The organism is Serratia sp. 4542, from assembly GCF_016805595.1.
Lineage (GTDB): Bacteria > Pseudomonadota > Gammaproteobacteria > Enterobacterales > Enterobacteriaceae > Serratia > Serratia nevei.
In genome coordinates this window covers 312558-328954 of the sequence record NZ_RXKV01000013.1, presented here as the reverse complement: position 1 = coordinate 328954, position 16397 = coordinate 312558, and the positions used below count along the sequence as shown (strand labels likewise).

Here is a 16397-nt window from a genome sequence, read left to right as displayed (position 1 = left end):
CGGAGATTCCAAATTCTCAGGATATTCTTAGTCTGCCTGTTTACGCAGGAAGGCTGGAATATCAAGATAGTCGGGCTCTTTATTCGGCTGCGCAGCTTGGTCGTTGACCACCTTGGCGGCAGGTTTCACTTCCTGCGGCAGAGGCGACATGCCGTGCTGCTGATAACGGTGATCCATCACCGGCTGGCTGGCCTGCTTATTGGTCACCAGGGTGATTTCAGGACGTTTGTCCATACCGATACCGGTTGCAACCACGGTTACGCGCAGTTCGTCGTTCATTTCCGGATCCAGCGAGGTACCGATAACCACGGTAGCGTTGTCGGACGCGAACGCACGGATGGTGTTACCCACGGTTTCGAACTCATCCAGACGCAGGTCGAAGCCGGCGGTGATGTTGACCAGCACGCCGCGCGCGCCGGACAGGTCGATGTCTTCCAGCAGTGGGCTGGAGATCGCCATTTCGGCCGCTTCTTCGGCACGGTCTTCACCGCAAGCCACGCCGGAACCCATCATCGCGTAGCCCATTTCGGACATCACGGTGCGCACGTCGGCGAAGTCGACGTTCATCAGGCCCGGACGGGTGATCAGCTCGGCGATACCCTGCACCGCGCCTTTCAGCACGTCGTTGGCCGCGCCGAACGCGTCCAGCAGAGAGATGCCGCGACCCAGAACTTTCAGCAATTTATCGTTCGGGATGGTGATCAGCGAGTCCACGTGTTTGGACAGCTCAGCGATACCCTGCTCCGCGAATGCCATGCGCTTCTTGCCTTCGAAGTTGAAAGGCTTGGTCACCACGGCCACGGTCAGAATACCCAAATCTTTAGCCACTTCAGCCACCACTGGCGCCGCACCGGTACCGGTACCGCCGCCCATGCCGGCCGCGATGAAGACCATGTCTGCGCCGTCCAGCGCTGCGCGCAGGGCTTCGCGGTCTTCTTCCGCTGAATTGCGACCCACTTCCGGGTTCGCGCCCGCACCCAGACCTTTGGTAATACCGCTACCGATCTGGATGGTTTGGCCAACCGCCGTTTTGCGGAGCGCCTGGGCGTCCGTGTTCACAGCGAAGAATTCAACACCTTCGATGCGCTCGCGCACCATGTGTTCAACGGCATTGCCACCGCCGCCGCCGACGCCGATGACTTTAATCACCGCGTCATTGGTTAGTTCCATTGGTTCAAACATAGTTTCTCTCCGTTTTGTGCCTGTCGCTGCGAGATCATAAAAAGATTACTCAGCATGATCTCTTTGTTGAAACATTAAAACTCTTTTCTCAGCCAGCTATTGATGCGTTTAAACCAATTGCCCACCGAGGCGCGTTTTTCTACTTCCGTCTCACCGCTCAGGTGAGACTCTTTTCCATAGTGCAGCAGACCTACCGCTGTAGAGTAGTAAGGCTCCTGCGCATAATCCGTCAGACCCGTGATGTTCAAGGGTTGGCCGATGCGTACCTGGGTGTGGAACACCCGTTGCGCACAGGCTGCCAGGCCATCAATCTGGGCGGCGCCACCGGTCAGCACGATACCGGCTGCCAGATGATGCTTCACCCCTTGCTGACGCAGTTGCTCCTGCAATTGCAAAATTTCATCGTTAACCAGATTCAACAGTTCGGTGTAGCGTGGCTCAATGACTTCAGCCAGCGTCTGTCTTTGCAGACTGCGCGGAGGACGTCCCCCGACGCTAGGCACCTCTACATTCTCATCCTTGCTAACAATCGACCCAAGCGCACAGCCGTGTCGAACTTTAATCGCTTCCGCGTCGGTCGGCGGCGTGCCGAAGGCGTAGGCGATATCGCTGGTGACCACGTTCCCGGCATAAGGGATCACTTTGGTGTGGCGCAGCGCACCGCCGGTGTACACCGCCATATCCATGGTGCCGCCGCCGATATCCACCACGCAAACGCCGAGTTCGCGTTCATCTTCAGTCAGCACCGCGTAGCTCGCGGCCAGACCGGCGAAAATAAGTTGGTCAACTTTCAGGCCGCAACGTTCCACGGCCTTGACGATGTTCTTCGCCATATCGTTATGGCAGGTAATCAGATGCACCTTGGCCTGCATGCGCACGCCGGACAGCCCAACCGGGTTTTTGATGCCTTCCTGATAATCGATGGCGTATTCCTGAGGAATCACGTGCAGAATGCGGTGTTCGTCGCGCACGCGCACCGATTTGGCGGTGTGCACCACGTTCTCCACGTCGTCCTGCGTCACTTCCTCTTCCGAGATCGGCACCATGCCGATTTCGTTCTGGCAGCTGATGTGTTTGCCCGACAGCGCCAGGTACACCGAGGAGATCTGGCAGTCCGCCATCAGCTCGGCCTGATCGATGGCGCGCTGTACGCACTTCACCACCGACTCCAGGTCGTTTACGCCACCCTTATCCATGCCGCGAGACGGGCAGCTGCCCACCCCGATAATGTTGACCATGCCATCGGGCAGAACTTCCCCTACCAACGCGGAGACTTTTGCAGTACCGATCTCCAGTCCAACTACCAGTTTTCTGTCCGTCGACTTGATCATTGTTGTTTTGCCTGTGCCTGATTCTGTTGCTGATTACTGTTTTGCTGACCGCCAAGCGCCTGCGGATCGACCAACACCGGAGCCCACCCTACCGAAGCGCCAGACTCGTAGCGCAGATCGACATAGCTGACACGCTTGCTCTCCGCCTGGCCCTGCTGCTGCAATACCGGGTAAAGCTCGATAAACCGCTGCAAACGCCCGTTGCGGTCATCGCGCCCCAGCTCAAGCCGGACATCGTTGTCCAGCGCCAGCTGCCAGGAATGGCGCGCGGTCATCGCCGCCATTTTCAGCGTATATTTGCTGGCCGCCAACGTGGCGCTCATCGCCCGATAGCCTTCCAGCACATCCTGCTCGCTCCCTTCCGGCCCGTAGAGCAGCGGCAACTTCTGTTTGCCCGCCCGCTCCGCCGGCACGCTGAACGCTTTACCTTCGGCGTCCACCATGTGCAAATCGTTCCAGCGCGCCACCGGGACGTACTCCACCAGATGGATCTTCAGCTCATCCGGCCATTGTTTGCGCACGCTGGCCTGCTTGATCCACGGCAGACGTTCGATCTGCTGCTGGATGACGTCCACATCCTGCGTCATAAAGGTGCCGGGCGCGCCCAGCGCCAGGATCGCCTGACGAATATCATCGTTGGTGGTGTAGTGGCGTTCGCCGGTCACCACCAGCCTTGAGAGCGGCAGGCGACTGGCGTCTTTCATCCAGCCAAGCACCGCCCAACCGCTCCACACGACCGTTCCCAACACCATCAGCAGGAAAATCATTCCCGCCAACTGGGTTCCATTGCTGCGGCGCGGGCCGTTATCCACCTCGCGATCGCGCGCATTCAGGGCAGCTTGCGACATATCAGTCGGCCAACTCCAAAATTCTCGCCACCAACTGCGAGAAGCTTAATCCAAACTGGCGCGCCGCCATCGGCACCAGGCTATGACTGGTCATGCCCGGAGAGGTGTTCACCTCAAGCAGATAGAAGCTGCCATCGCTGTCTTGCATCACGTCGACGCGGCCCCAGCCGCTGCAGTCCAGGCCGCGATAGGCGCGCAGCGCCAACGCCGCCATCTCGGCTTCCTGCTCGGCGCTCAAACCACTCGGGCAGAAGTACTGCGTGTCGTCCGAAATGTACTTGGCCTGGTAGTCGTAAAACACGCCGGCCGGCTGGATACGGATCGACGGCAGCACCTGGTCGCCCAGCATCGCCACGGTATATTCCGGGCCGCTCAGCCACTTCTCCACCAATACGTCGTCGTCATGGCGGAAGGCCTCTTCCAACGCGGCTTCCAACGTGGCGCTTTCGGTGACCTTGCTCATGCCGACGCTGGAGCCTTCACGGCTCGGCTTGACGATCAGCGGCAGGCCGAGATCCGCCACGCGCGCCAGCAGCGCCGCTTTTTCGCCGCCGAGGTACAGCTGGCGATTCAGCGCCACGTAAGGCGCCACCGGCAAGCCCATCGACTGCCACACCATTTTGGTGCGCCATTTGTCCATGGTCAGCGCCGAGGCCATCACGCCGCTGCCGGTATAAGGCAGTTCGAGGAACTCCAGCAGCCCCTGCAGGGTGCCGTCCTCGCCGCCGCGGCCATGCAGCGCGATAAACACTTTGGTGAACCCCTGCTCTTTCAGCTGGGTCACCGGGAAATCGCGGGTATCGACGCCGTGCGCATCGATACCGGCTTCACGCAACCCGGCCAGCACCGCGGCACCGGATTGCAGGGAGACTTCACGTTCAGCGGAGGTGCCGCCCAGCAGAACTGCAACTTTATCAGCCATGGTGCTCCTCCTCTTTCTTCGGCGGCTGCAGCTTCAGCTCGGCCAGTTTACGGGCGATTTTGCCCACGTTGCCGGCGCCTTGCACCAGCACCAAGTCTTCATCCTGCAGCAGCTGCGCCAGGGTTTCCGGCACGGTATCGGCATCGGAAACCAGGATCGGATCCAGCTTGCCGCGGCTGCGGATGGTGCGGCACAGCGAACGGCTGTCCGCGCCCGGGATCGGCGCTTCGCCAGCGGCGTACACGTCGAGCATCAGCAGCACATCCACCTGCGACAGCACGTTGGCGAAATCGTCGTACAGATCGCGGGTGCGCGTATAACGGTGCGGCTGGAAGATCATCACCAAACGCTTGTCTGGCCAGCCGGCGCGCGCCGCTTTCAGCGTGGCGTCCACCTCAGTCGGATGGTGGCCGTAGTCGTCCACCAGCATCGCGCTGCCCGCTTTGCCGTTGACCGGCTCCAGCGGGAACTCGCCGAGGAAATCGAAGCGACGCCCGGTGCCCTGGAAGCCCGCCAGCGCGCGCAGGATATCTTCGTCGTCGATGCCTTCTTCGGTTGCCACCGCCACCGCCGCCGCCGCGTTCAACGCATTGTGGCGGCCCGGCGCGTTCAGCGTCACCGTCAGCAACGGTTTGTCCTGACGGCTCAGGGTAAAGTGCCCCTGCGGCCCAATCTGCCGGTAGTCTTCGATGCGCACATCGGCATCTTCACTGAAGCCATAGGTGGTGATGTGGCGACCCACGCGCGGCAACAGCTCGCGCACGACCGGATCGTCGATGCACATCACCGCACGGCCGTAGAACGGCAGGTTGTGCAAGAAATTGATAAACGTCTGCTTCAGGTTCTCGAAGTCACCCTGGTAAGTGTCCATATGGTCGGCTTCGATGTTGGTGACCACGGCCACCATCGGCTGCAGATGCAGGAACGACGCATCGCTCTCATCCGCTTCCGCGATCAGATAACGGCTGGACCCCAGTCGCGCGTGGGTGCCCGCCGCCTTCACCAGCCCGCCGTTGACGAAGGTCGGGTCCAGGCGGGCTTCGGCGTAAATGCTCGAAACCATCGCCGTGGTGGTGGTTTTGCCGTGCGTGCCGGCGATAGCGATGCCGTGGCGAAAACGCATCAGCTCCGCCAGCATTTCTGCGCGGCGGATCACCGGGATGCGCGCTTCACGAGCGGCGACGATCTCCGGGTTGTCGGCGGAGATGGCGGTAGACACCACCACTACGCTCGCATCCAGCACGTTTTCCGGACGGTGATTGAAATAAATCGTCGCCCCGAGCGCGCTCAACTGTTGGGTGACCGGATTCGGCGCCAGGTCGGAGCCGCTGATCTGATACCCTTCGTTTGCCAACACTTCGGCGATACCACCCATGCCGGCGCCACCGATGCCGACAAAGTGAATGTGCCGGACGCGACGCATCTCGGGCACGATAGTACGTAGTTTCGCCAGTTGTTGTGTATTCATCACTCTCTCTAATCCGGATCCGGTACCCCGGCCCTACATCACATTGCTTTTATTCAGGTTCGGCGCACCGAACCCCTGCACTCGTTACTTGGCGAGCCGCACCAGCTCCGCCGCCACGCGCTCGGTGGCGTCCGGAATGGCGACCGCGCGCGCTTTCTCGGCCATGGCCAGCAGCGTCTTGCGATCCCAGCTCGCCAGCAGTTCAGCCACCACATCGGCGTTGAACTGCGGCTGTTCGATAATCTTCGCCGCGCCGGCTTCTTCCAGCGGACGCGCGTTCCAGTACTGCTGACGGTCCTTGTGCATGAACGGCACGAAGATCGCCGGCAGCCCCGCCGCCGCGATTTCGCTGACGGTCAACGCGCCGGAGCGGCAGACCACCACGTCGGCCCAGGCGTAGGCGGCGGCCATGTCGTCGATGAACTCGGTCACCTTGTGCTGCGTCTGCCCTACCCTTTCGTAGTCGCGCAGCACCGTTTCCAGCGCGCCCTTGCCAACCTGATGCCAGAGCGTAATTCTATCGCCCAAACGCGCCGCGACTTCAGGAACTGTCTGATTCAGCACGCGCGCGCCCTGACTTCCGCCAATCACCAGCACGCGGATCGGGCCTTCGCGCCCCTGCAACCGCTCCGCCGGCAACGGCAGCGCCAACACGTCGGTACGTACCGGGTTGCCCACCACCTCGGCGTTCGGGAATGCGCCGGGGAAGGCCTGCATCACTTTGGCGGCGATGCGCGCCAGCCAGCGGTTGGTCAAGCCGGCAATGCCGTTCTGCTCGTGCAGCACCACCGGGATGCCGCACTGCCAGGCTGCCAGGCCGCCGGGGCCGGACACGTAACCGCCCATCCCCAGCACCACGTCCGGCTGATAGCTGCGCATGATGGCTTTCGCCTGGCGCACCGCCTGCCAGATCCGCAGCGGCGCAGTCAGCTGGGCCTTCAGGCCTTTGCCGCGCAGGCCGGAGATGCGGATAAAATCAATCTCGATCCCGTGCTTCGGCACCAGATCGGCTTCCATTCGGTCTGCGGTTCCGAGCCAGCGCACCTGCCAGCCCTGCGCCATCAGATGATGCGCGACCGCCAGCCCCGGGAACACGTGCCCGCCGGTACCGCCTGCCATCACCATTAAACGCTTAGGTTTCCCGCTCATCCCTTACCTCTTCACAAACGCCTGAGCCTTGGTCAGGCGCGTTTCATAATCAATTCGCAGCAACAGCACGATGGCCGTCGACATAATCAGCAAGCTCGAGCCGCCGTAACTGATCAGCGGCAGCGTCAGACCTTTGGTCGGCAGCATGCCCGCGGCGGCGCCGACGTTAACCAGCGCCTGGAAGCTGAACCATACGCCGATCGCGCAGGCCAGGAAGCCGGAGAAGCGTTGGTCGATCTCCAGCGCGCGGCGCCCGATGGACATCGCGCGAAAAGCGACGAAGAATACCATTAACAGGGCTAAAACCACACCGATATAGCCCAGTTCTTCACCCAAAATGGAGAAGATGAAGTCGGTGTGTGCTTCCGGCAAATACTCCAGTTTCTGCACCGAGTTGCCGAGCCCCTGTCCCCAGAACTCGCCGCGGCCGAACGCCATCAGCGACTGGGTCAGCTGGTAGCCGCTGCCGAACGGATCGGCCCACGGGTTCCAGAACGACGTCACGCGGCGCATACGGTACGGTTCCGCGATGATCAGCAGCACCACGGCGAACACGCCAGAGCCGATGATCGCCAGGAACTGCCACATTTTCGCGCCGGCCAGGAACAGCATCGCCAGCGTGGTGATGAACAGTACCACCACGGTACCGAGGTCCGGCTGCGCCAGCAGCAGCACTGCCAGCACCACCATCACGCCCATCGGCTTGCAGAAGCCCCAGAAGTTGCTGCGTACCTCTTCCACCTTGCGCACCAGATAGCTCGCCAGGTAGCAGAACAGCGACAGCTTGGACAGCTCCGCCGGCTGAATACGCAGCGGGCCAAGCGCGATCCAGCGCGAGGCCCCGTTCACCGAACTCCCCACCACCAGCACGATCAGCAGCATCACGATCGACATCAGCAGCATCACGTTGCTGTAGCGCTGCCAAATCTCCATCGGGACGCGCAGCGTCACCAGCGACAGGCCGAACGCCAGGCCGAGGTACAGCGCGTCGCGTTTGGCGAACAGGAACGGATCGTCCGCCAGGCGTTGGCCGATCGGCATCGACGCCGAGGTCACCATCACGAAGCCGATGATCGCCAACCCGAAGGTCAGCCACAGCAGGGTGCGATCGTACAGCACCATGTTGACCGCGTCGTTGTCGCGCGCGCCGGTCACCCAGTCTTTCAGCCGTTCTGTCAGCCCGAAGTTCGGCAAGCGTAGTTTCATCCGCCAAGCTCCTGCGCCAGGCGGGCGAACTCATCGCCGCGCACTTCAAAATTACGGAACTGATCGAGGCTGGCGCAGGCCGGCGACAGCAATACCATGTCGCCAGGCTGTACGCGGCCGGCGATGGTGTGCATCGCCTGCTCCATGGTCTCGGTCAGCGTCGCCACCTCCGGCCGTAGCTGTGCCAGCTGGGCGCCGTCGCGGCCAAAGCAGTACAGACGCACGTTGTCGCCCTGCAGATAGCGCGCCAGCGGCGAGAAATCGGCGGACTTGCCGTCGCCGCCCAGCAGCAAATGCAACGTGCCGTCTACCTGCAGGCCGTTCAGCGCCGCTTCGGTGCTGCCGACGTTGGTGGCTTTGGAGTCGTTGATCCAACGCACGCCGTTGTTCTCCCAGGCCAGCTGGAAGCGGTGCGCCAGGCCGGTGAAGGTGGTCAGCGCCTTCAGGCTGGACGCGCGCGGGATATTGACCGCATCCGCCAACGCCAACGCTGCCAGGGCGTTGGTGTAGTTGTGGCGGCCGGTCAGTTTCATCTCGCGCGTATTCAGCACTTTCTCACCGCGCACCCGCAGCCAGGTTTCCCCCTGCTGACGGTTCAGGTGATAGTCGCCCACGTCGGCGCCGAAGCTGACGCAGCGCTCGTCGGCGCCGCGCACCGGCATGGTCAGCGCATCGTCTGCGTTCACCACGCACACGGCGGCGTTTTCATACACGCGCAGCTTGGCGCCGCGATACTGCTGCAGGCCGAACGGATAGCGATCCATATGATCTTCGGTCACGTTCAGGATGGTCGCCGCCGCCGCCCGCAGGCTATACGTCGTTTCCAGCTGGAAGCTGGACAGCTCCAGCACGTAAAGCTGGCATTCCTGACGCAGCAGGCTCAGCGCCGGCAGGCCGATATTGCCGCCCACGCCCACCGCCCAACCGGCGGCTTTCGCCATCTCGCCCACCAGGGTGGTGACGGTGCTTTTGCCGTTGGAGCCGGTGATCGCCACGATCGGCACCTGCGCTTCACGGCAGAACAGTTCGACGTCGCCGACGATTTCCACGCCGGCATCCGCCGCGGCGCTCAATGCCGGGGTCGCCAGCGCGACGCCCGGGCTGGCAACGATCAGATCCGCCGCCAGCAGCCAGTCCTGATTCAGATCGCCCAGATGGCGCTCCACGCTCTCAGGCAGTTTGTCCAAGCCTGGCGGCGCGATACGGGTATCCATCACGCGCGGCGTCACGCCGCGCGCCATGAAGAAATCGACGCAGGACAGGCCGGTGAGGCCCAACCCGATGATGACGACTTTTCTACCCTGATAGTCTGCCATGATTAACGCACCTTCAGCGTTGCCAGGCCAATCAGCACCAGCATCAGCGAAATGATCCAGAAGCGCACGATAACGCGCGGCTCAGGCCAGCCTTTCAATTCATAGTGGTGGTGAATCGGCGCCATGCGGAAAATGCGTTGCCCGCGCAGCTTGAACGATCCCACCTGCAGGATCACCGACAGCGTCTCTACCACGAATACGCCGCCCATGATCACCAACAAGAACTCCTGACGCAGCAGCACCGCGATGGTGCCCAGCGCGCCGCCCAGCGCCAACGAACCGACGTCGCCCATAAACACCTGGGCCGGGTAAGTGTTGAACCACAGGAACCCGAGGCCGGCGCCGACGATGGCAGTACACACGATCACCAACTCACCGGCATGACGCAGATACGGAATATGCAGGTAGTTGGCGAAGTTCATGTTACCGGTCGCCCAGGCCACCAGCGCGAAGCCGGCCGCCACGAATACCGTCGGCATGATAGCCAGGCCGTCCAGGCCGTCGGTCAGGTTGACCGCGTTGCTGGTGCCGACGATCACGAAATAGGCCAGCAGGATGTACAGCAGGCCCAGTTGCGGCATCACGTCCTTAAAGAACGGCACAACCAGCTCGGTGGCTGGCGTGTCTTTTCCTACGGCGTACATGGCGAATGCGACAATCAGCGCAATCACCGACTGCCAGAAATACTTCCAGCGGGCGATCAGCCCTTTGGTGTCCTTACGCACCACCTTGCGGTAGTCGTCGACGAAGCCGACGATGCCGTAACCCACCAGCACGAACAGCACGCACCAGACATACGGGTTGGACGGGTAGGCCCACATCAGCACCGAAATGGTGATGGAGGTCAGGATCATGATGCCGCCCATGGTCGGCGTGCCGCGCTTGCTGAAGTGCGACTCGGGGCCGTCGTTACGCACCACCTGGCCGAAGGACATTTCTTGCAGGCGCTTGATCACCCGCGGGCCCATCCACAGCGACAGGAACAGTGCGGTCAGCAGGCTGACAATGGCTCGGAACGTCAGATAAGAAAAGACGTTGAAGCCTGAGTAATACTTGACCAAATGCTCGGCCAGCCAAACTAACATGGTGCTTTCTCCTGTAACGCGCGTACTACCTGCTCCATTGCGGCACTACGTGAACCTTTGATTAACACGGTAATGACCGCATGTTCCGACAGTAATTCCGCCACGCGCGCGATCACTGCTGTCTTGTCTTGATAATGTTCGCCGTTGCCGGACGCTTCGCTCAGCACGCGGCTCAAACCGCCGACGCTGATCACCTTGTCGACGCCGGCCAGACGGGCGGCTTCGCCCACCTGACGGTGGCACTCTTCCGCTTCCGCGCCCAGCTCGGCCATATCGCCGACCACCATCACGCGGTAGCCCGGCATCTCTGCCAGCACCTGCGCCGCCGCGGTCATCGACCCGACGTTGGCGTTATAGCTGTCGTCCAGCAGCAGCTTGCCTTCGGCCAGCGCCACCGGGAACAGACGCCCCGGCACCGCCTGCAGTTGTTTCAACCCCTGACGCACCGCTTCGAGGGTGGCGCCTACCGACGTCGCCAGCGCGGTCGCCGCCAGCGCATTGGCCACGTTGTGGCGCCCCGGCAGCGGCAGCGCGATCTCGGCGGTGCCGAACGGGCTGTGCAGCGTGAACTGCGTGCCTGCACCGTTCACCCGCACGTTATCCGCGAAGAAGTCCACGCCTGCGGCAGCCTGTGGCGAGAAGCGCCAGACGGTTTTGCCGCCCAGCATGCTCTGCCAGTGCGGCCAGTCGTTGTTATCGGCGTTGATGATCGCCACGCCGTCGGCCGGCAGGCCGGTAAAGATTTCACCTTTCGCCTGGGCGACGCCGGCCAGCGAGCCGAAGCCTTCCAGGTGCGCCGCCGCCAGGTTGTTCACCAAAGCGGTCTGCGGACGCGTCAGTGCGGTGGTGTAAGCGATTTCGCCAATATGGTTAGCGCCCAGCTCTATCACGGCAAAATCATGCTGCGGCTCCAGACGCAACAGCGTCAGCGGCACGCCGATGTCGTTATTGAAGTTGCCGGCGGTATACAGCACTTCGCCGCATTCGCGCAGAATGGTGGCGGTCATTTCTTTCACCGAGGTCTTGCCCGAGGAACCGGTCAGCGCCACCACGCGCGCCGGCACCTGCTGACGCACCCAGGCGCCAAGCTGCCCCAGCGCCAGACGGGTGTCTTGCACCACCAGCTGCGGCGCGTCCACCAATAAGCGCTTACTGACCAGCAGCGCCCCGGCACCTGCGGCTACGGCATCCGCTGCAAAGTCGTGAGCGTCGAAACGCTCGCCTTTCAGCGCCACAAACAGGCAACCGGCGGTCACCTTGCGGGTGTCTGTCGTCACCTCGACAATTTGGCAATCGGCGCCGATCAATTCAGCGCTCAATACCTCAGCCAGTGTCTGAAGAGAGACAGGGATCATGCCAGCACCCCCAGCAGTCGGGCGACCGTCGTGCGGTCGGAGTAATCCAGGCGGCGGTTGCCCACCAGCTGATAATCTTCGTGGCCTTTGCCTGCCACCAACACCACATCCTGTTCTTGCGCCTGCATGATGGCGCTGGTCACCGCTTCGGCGCGGCCGTGGATCACCAACGCCTGCCCGGCGTCCAGCAATCCGGTCAGGATATCGTTGATAATCGCGCGCGGCTCTTCGGTACGCGGGTTGTCATCGGTGATCACCACGCGATCGGCGAACTGCTCGGCGATGCCGCCCATCAGCGGACGCTTGCCCTTGTCGCGATCGCCGCCGCAGCCGAACACGCACCACAGCTGCCCCTGGCAGTGCAGGCGCGCGGCTTCCAACGCTTTCTCCAGCGCATCCGGCGTGTGGGCGTAATCCACCACTACCGTCGGTTTGCCCGGCGCGTTAAACACTTCCATGCGGCCACAGACCGGCTGCAGGCAGCTGCCGGTTTCCACCAGCGCCTCCAGCGGATAGCCCAGCGCCAGCAGCGTCGCCAAGGCCAGCAGCAGGTTGCTGACGTTGAAAGCGCCCATCAGGCGGCTTTCGATCTCGCCATCGCCCCAGCTGGAGCTGAAACGAACGGTGGCGCCGTTGTCGTGATAATCGACCGCCGTGGTTTTCAGCCAGCGGCCGTGGCCGCCCGGCTGCAGGTTGCCCTGCATCGTCACCGCCACCGCATCCGGCAGCTTGCTCAGCCAGCGCAGACCGACTTCATCGTCGGCGTTGATGATCGCCTGCCCCACGCTGTGGGCGGCGAACAGCGACCATTTGGCCGCCTCGTAATTGGCCATGTCACCGTGGTAATCCAGGTGATCGCGGCTCAGGTTGGTGAAGACCGCCGCGGCGAACGGCAGCGCCGCCACCCGGTGTTGCACCAGACCGTGGGACGAGACTTCCATGGCGGCGAAGGTCGCGCCCTGTTCCGCCAAATCGTTTAATACGTGTTGAACATCCACCGCAGAACCGGTGGTATTCTCGGTCGGGCACACCTGGCCCAGCAGGCCGTTGCCGACGGTGCCCATCACCGCGCTGGTTTCGCCCAGCAGTTGGCTCCACTGCGCCAGCAGTTGGGTGGTGGTGGTTTTGCCGTTGGTACCGGTCACGCCGACCAGACGCAGACGCTCGCCCGGCTGGTGGTAAAAACGCCCGGCCAGCGCGGAAAGGCGCTGGTTCAGTTGGCTCAGGTAGATCACCGGCACGCCGTGCATTTCAATGATGGCGCCGTCTTCGGCCTGACCGTCAGCTTCGGCGATCACGGCGGAGACGCCCTGCGCGATGGCCTGCGGAATATAGCGGCGTCCATCCGTTTGATGGCCGACAACGGCGACAAACAGATCCCCGGCAGCCGCCACACGGCTGTCTAATGTCATTTCCCGCAGCGCGCGCCCGGGTGCCGTCGGCACCCACGGGGCGAGTAAGTCGCGCAAATTACGATCTGCCACCTGAACCCTCTTTCTTGTTAATCACTAATTCGCTTTTGTCACCGGTAGGCAACGCGTCAGGCTCGACGTTCATGGTGCGCAATACGCCGCCCATGATGGCACCGAACACCGGCGCGGAGATTGCGCCACCATAGTATTTCCCACCCTGCGGGTCGTTGATGACGACCACCAGGGCAAAACGGGGGTTACTTGCCGGCGCGACGCCGGCGGTATAAGCGATGTATCGGTTGACGTATTTGCCGTCCGGGCCCACTTTTTTCGCGGTACCGGTTTTGATGGCGATACGGTATCCCTTGATGGCGGCTTTCACGCCGCCGCCGCCCGGCAAGGCCACGCTTTCCATCATGTGCACCACGGTGCGCACCAGAGGTTCAGGGAAAACGCGTTCGCCGGCGACCGGAGGGTCAACCTTGGTGATCGACAATGGGCGATATACGCCCAGGCTGCCGATCGTTGCATAGACTCGCGCCAACTGTAACGGAGTTACCATCAGCCCGTAGCCGAAAGAGAAGGTGGCCCTCTCTATGTCAGACCACCGTTGTTTTTTTGGGTATATGCCACTGCTTTCTCCGACCAGCCCCAAATTGGTCGCTTTTCCCAGCCCAAAACGAGAGTAAGTATCTACTAACGCTGAGGACGGCATCGCTAACGCCAGCTTTGAAACACCGACGTTACTCGACTTCTGCAAGATCCCGGTCAATGACAGCTCCGAGTACCGCGCCACATCTTTGATCTCGTGGCCCTGAATGCGGTACGGGATGGTGTTCAACACACTGTTTTCTCTGACCACGCCGTTTTGCAGCGCGGTCATCACCACCATCGGCTTCACGGTTGAACCGGGTTCAAAAATATCGGTGATAGCACGGTTACGCATGGTCTCTTTCGGCGTACCGGCCATGTTATTCGGGTTGTAAGACGGGCTGTTGGCCATCGCCAGCACTTCGCCGGTGTTCACGTCGATCAGCACCGCAGTGCCCGACTCGGCCTTGTTGAACGCCACCGCGTTGTTCAGCTCGCGATACACCAGCGCCTGCAGGCGTTCATCGACGCTCAGCACCAGGTTGTGCGCCGCCTGGCTGTCTACGGAGGAAATATCTTCGATGACCCGGCCGAAGCGGTCCTTACGCACCGTTCTCTCGCCCGGTTGCCCGGTCAGCCAGCGGTCGAAGCTCTTCTCGACGCCTTCAATGCCTTGTCCGTCGATGTTGGTCACGCCGATGATGTGCGACGTCACCTGCCCCGCCGGGTAGTACCGGCGCGACTCCTGCCGCAGGTAGATCCCCGGCAGCTTGAGCTTGTGGATGTAGTCGCCGATCGCCGGGTTCACCTGACGCGCCAGATAAACGAAGCGCCCTTTCGGGTTGGCGTTGATGCGGTTGGAGAGTTGGTCCAGCGGGATGTTCAGCGCATCGGAAAGCGCTTTCCAACGGCTGTCCAGCGTGATACCGCCGCGCTCGTTCAGCTCTTTCGGATCCGCCCACACCGCATTGACCGGCACGCTGACCGCCAACGGACGGCCGGCGCGATCGCTGATCATGCCGCGCGCGGTCGGCACTTCCTGCACGCGCAGCGAACGCATGTCGCCTTCTTTCACCAGACGATCGGGGTTGATGACCTGCAGGTACGCGACGCGCAGCATCAGGCCAACCATCGCCAGCAAAATGCAGCCGCACAGCAACGCAAAACGCCAGCTGACAAAGCTGGCCTGATCTTCCTGGCGTCTCAACTTACCGGGGCGCGCTGCTTTCATGCGTTTCCTTTCTACTCCGTGTCATTATTCCGGTTAAACCATTCATTGTTTAACGATGATATTTTCCTGCGATGGATCAACGTGTTGCATCTGCAGTTTTTCTGTCGCGATACGTTCAACCCGGCTGTGATCGCCGAGGGCGTTCTCTTCTAAAATCAGGTTGCGCCACTCGATATCCAGCGCATCGCGCTCCAGAACCAGCTGTTCGCGCTCGGCGGTCAGCAGGCGGGTGCGGTGCGCGGTGGTCACCACGAAAATCGCGGAGACCAGTGACGCAATCAGTAAAATCATGGGGATCTTGGCGTTGCGCAGCAGGTCGCCGCCAATAACCCCGACCAAACCGTGGCGTTCGTTGCCGATCACGCGGGCATCCTCTCAGCAATACGCAGCACCGAGCTGCGCGCACGCGGGTTGTCCGCCACTTCCGCTTCCGAAGGCATCATTTTGCCCAGCGCTTTCAGCGTTCGCCCGCCCATGCTGCGCAGTTGCTCTTCGGTCAACGGAATGCCCGCCGGCACCTGGGCGCCGCGGCTATGGTGACGCATAAAGCGTTTGACGATGCGGTCTTCCAGCGAGTGGAAGCTGATGATCGACAAACGGCCCTGTGGGGCCAGCACTTCCAGCGCGCCGTCGAGCGCACGCTCGATCTCTTCCAGCTCGCTGTTGATATAGATACGAATCGCCTGGAAGCTGCGCGTCGCCGGATGCTTGTGCTTTTCACGGAACGGACTGGCATCGGCAATCAGATCCGCCAACTCTTTGGTGCGCGTCATCGGCTCCACGCGGTTTCTTTCCACGATGGCGCGTGCGATGCGCTTGGCGAAACGCTCTTCGCCAAAGGTTTTCAGCACCCAAGCGATGTCGTCCGCTTCGGCCTTCATCAGCCACTCTGCGGCGGACAGGCCGGTGGACGGATCCATGCGCATGTCCAGCGGACCGTCGCGCATAAAGGAGAATCCGCGCTCTGCGTCGTCAAGCTGCGGCGAAGAAACGCCCAGATCGAGCAGAACGCCGTCGATCTTGCCCACCAATTCACGTTCCCGCACGTAGTGCGACAACTCGGAGAATGGGCCGTGTACGATGGTAAAACGAGGATCTTCAATAGATTTGGCGGCTGCAATCGCCTGAGGGTCACGGTCAATCGCCAGCAAGCGCCCTTCCGGCCCCAGCTGGGACAGAATCAGACGAGAATGGCCACCGCGACCAAAAGTACCGTCGATATATATGCCGTTGCTGCGGATGTTGAGGCCGTTGACGGCTTCGTCCAGCAGGACGGTGGTGTGTTTATAGTTTTCCAACAT

14 protein-coding genes are annotated in these 16397 nt (G+C 61.8%); all 14 read right to left on the bottom strand.

Annotation, left to right across the window (positions count from 1 at the left end):
* Positions 1-27: 27 nt before the first annotated feature.
* Positions 28-1182: a cell division protein FtsZ gene (gene ftsZ, locus EKL15_RS20840; protein WP_004932757.1), complete on the bottom strand. Its 1155-nt coding sequence runs from the start codon at positions 1180-1182 to the stop codon at positions 28-30.
* A 74-nt stretch (positions 1183-1256) separates the two neighbouring features.
* Entirely contained in the window at positions 1257-2513 is a 1257-nt protein-coding gene (gene ftsA, locus EKL15_RS20835) for a cell division protein FtsA (protein ID WP_004932758.1), read from the bottom strand.
* Positions 2510-3361: a cell division protein FtsQ gene (ftsQ, locus tag EKL15_RS20830; RefSeq protein ID WP_004932761.1), complete on the bottom strand. Its 852-nt coding sequence runs from the start codon at positions 3359-3361 to the stop codon at positions 2510-2512. Before ftsQ ends, ftsA begins: the two co-directional genes overlap by 4 nt.
* Position 3362: 1 nt before the next feature.
* Positions 3363-4283 (bottom strand): D-alanine--D-alanine ligase, encoded by a 921-nt coding sequence (locus tag EKL15_RS20825; RefSeq protein WP_100396051.1) that lies wholly within the window; start codon positions 4281-4283, stop codon positions 3363-3365.
* The gene (gene murC / locus EKL15_RS20820; RefSeq protein ID WP_025301571.1) at positions 4276-5751 is read right to left on the bottom strand and encodes a UDP-N-acetylmuramate--L-alanine ligase; all 1476 of its coding nucleotides are present in this window, start codon (positions 5749-5751) and stop codon (positions 4276-4278) included. Before murC ends, EKL15_RS20825 begins: the two co-directional genes overlap by 8 nt.
* Positions 5752-5835: 84 nt before the next feature.
* Positions 5836-6900 carry an undecaprenyldiphospho-muramoylpentapeptide beta-N-acetylglucosaminyltransferase gene (murG, locus tag EKL15_RS20815; RefSeq protein ID WP_004932773.1) on the bottom strand — a complete coding sequence of 355 codons (1065 nt, stop codon included), beginning with the start codon at positions 6898-6900 and terminating at the stop codon, positions 5836-5838.
* Between the two features lie 3 nt (positions 6901-6903).
* Positions 6904-8106, bottom strand: a complete 1203-nt coding sequence (gene ftsW / locus EKL15_RS20810; RefSeq protein ID WP_038873480.1) for a cell division protein FtsW — start codon at positions 8104-8106, stop codon at positions 6904-6906.
* The gene (gene murD / locus EKL15_RS20805; protein WP_102985457.1) at positions 8103-9422 is read right to left on the bottom strand and encodes a UDP-N-acetylmuramoyl-L-alanine--D-glutamate ligase; all 1320 of its coding nucleotides are present in this window, start codon (positions 9420-9422) and stop codon (positions 8103-8105) included. Before murD ends, ftsW begins: the two co-directional genes overlap by 4 nt.
* Before the next feature lie 2 nt (positions 9423-9424).
* Positions 9425-10507 carry a phospho-N-acetylmuramoyl-pentapeptide-transferase gene (gene mraY / locus EKL15_RS20800; RefSeq protein ID WP_004932782.1) on the bottom strand — a complete coding sequence of 361 codons (1083 nt, stop codon included), beginning with the start codon at positions 10505-10507 and terminating at the stop codon, positions 9425-9427.
* Positions 10501-11862, bottom strand: a complete 1362-nt coding sequence (gene murF, locus EKL15_RS20795) for a UDP-N-acetylmuramoyl-tripeptide--D-alanyl-D-alanine ligase (RefSeq protein WP_203090315.1) — start codon at positions 11860-11862, stop codon at positions 10501-10503. The genes mraY and murF overlap by 7 nt, the downstream gene beginning before the upstream one ends.
* Positions 11859-13346 (bottom strand): UDP-N-acetylmuramoyl-L-alanyl-D-glutamate--2,6-diaminopimelate ligase, encoded by a 1488-nt coding sequence (gene murE, locus EKL15_RS20790; protein ID WP_203090313.1) that lies wholly within the window; start codon positions 13344-13346, stop codon positions 11859-11861. Before murE ends, murF begins: the two co-directional genes overlap by 4 nt.
* Positions 13333-15096 (bottom strand): peptidoglycan glycosyltransferase FtsI, encoded by a 1764-nt coding sequence (locus tag EKL15_RS20785; RefSeq protein WP_004932790.1) that lies wholly within the window; start codon positions 15094-15096, stop codon positions 13333-13335. Before EKL15_RS20785 ends, murE begins: the two co-directional genes overlap by 14 nt.
* A 42-nt stretch (positions 15097-15138) precedes the next feature.
* Positions 15139-15459 carry a cell division protein FtsL gene (gene ftsL / locus EKL15_RS20780; RefSeq protein ID WP_033651674.1) on the bottom strand — a complete coding sequence of 107 codons (321 nt, stop codon included), beginning with the start codon at positions 15457-15459 and terminating at the stop codon, positions 15139-15141.
* Positions 15456-16397, bottom strand: a complete 942-nt coding sequence (rsmH, locus tag EKL15_RS20775; RefSeq protein WP_049200285.1) for a 16S rRNA (cytosine(1402)-N(4))-methyltransferase RsmH — start codon at positions 16395-16397, stop codon at positions 15456-15458. Before rsmH ends, ftsL begins: the two co-directional genes overlap by 4 nt.

Coding starts and splice junctions, on each gene's coding strand:
- murG (WP_004932773.1), bottom strand. CDS start 6,900: ATGAGCGGGAAACCTAAGCGTTTAATGGTGATGGCAGGCGGTACCGGC.
- EKL15_RS20785 (WP_004932790.1), bottom strand. CDS start 15,096: ATGAAAGCAGCGCGCCCCGGTAAGTTGAGACGCCAGGAAGATCAGGCC.
- ftsZ (WP_004932757.1), bottom strand. CDS start 1,182: ATGTTTGAACCAATGGAACTAACCAATGACGCGGTGATTAAAGTCATC.
- murF (WP_203090315.1), bottom strand. CDS start 11,862: ATGATCCCTGTCTCTCTTCAGACACTGGCTGAGGTATTGAGCGCTGAA.
- rsmH (WP_049200285.1), bottom strand. CDS start 16,397: ATGTTGGAAAACTATAAACACACCACCGTCCTGCTGGACGAAGCCGTC.
- ftsA (WP_004932758.1), bottom strand. CDS start 2,513: ATGATCAAGTCGACGGACAGAAAACTGGTAGTTGGACTGGAGATCGGT.
- mraY (WP_004932782.1), bottom strand. CDS start 10,507: ATGTTAGTTTGGCTGGCCGAGCATTTGGTCAAGTATTACTCAGGCTTC.
- murD (WP_102985457.1), bottom strand. CDS start 9,422: ATGGCAGACTATCAGGGTAGAAAAGTCGTCATCATCGGGTTGGGCCTC.
- EKL15_RS20825 (WP_100396051.1), bottom strand. CDS start 4,283: ATGGCTGATAAAGTTGCAGTTCTGCTGGGCGGCACCTCCGCTGAACGT.
- ftsQ (WP_004932761.1), bottom strand. CDS start 3,361: ATGTCGCAAGCTGCCCTGAATGCGCGCGATCGCGAGGTGGATAACGGC.
- ftsW (WP_038873480.1), bottom strand. CDS start 8,106: ATGAAACTACGCTTGCCGAACTTCGGGCTGACAGAACGGCTGAAAGAC.
- murC (WP_025301571.1), bottom strand. CDS start 5,751: ATGAATACACAACAACTGGCGAAACTACGTACTATCGTGCCCGAGATG.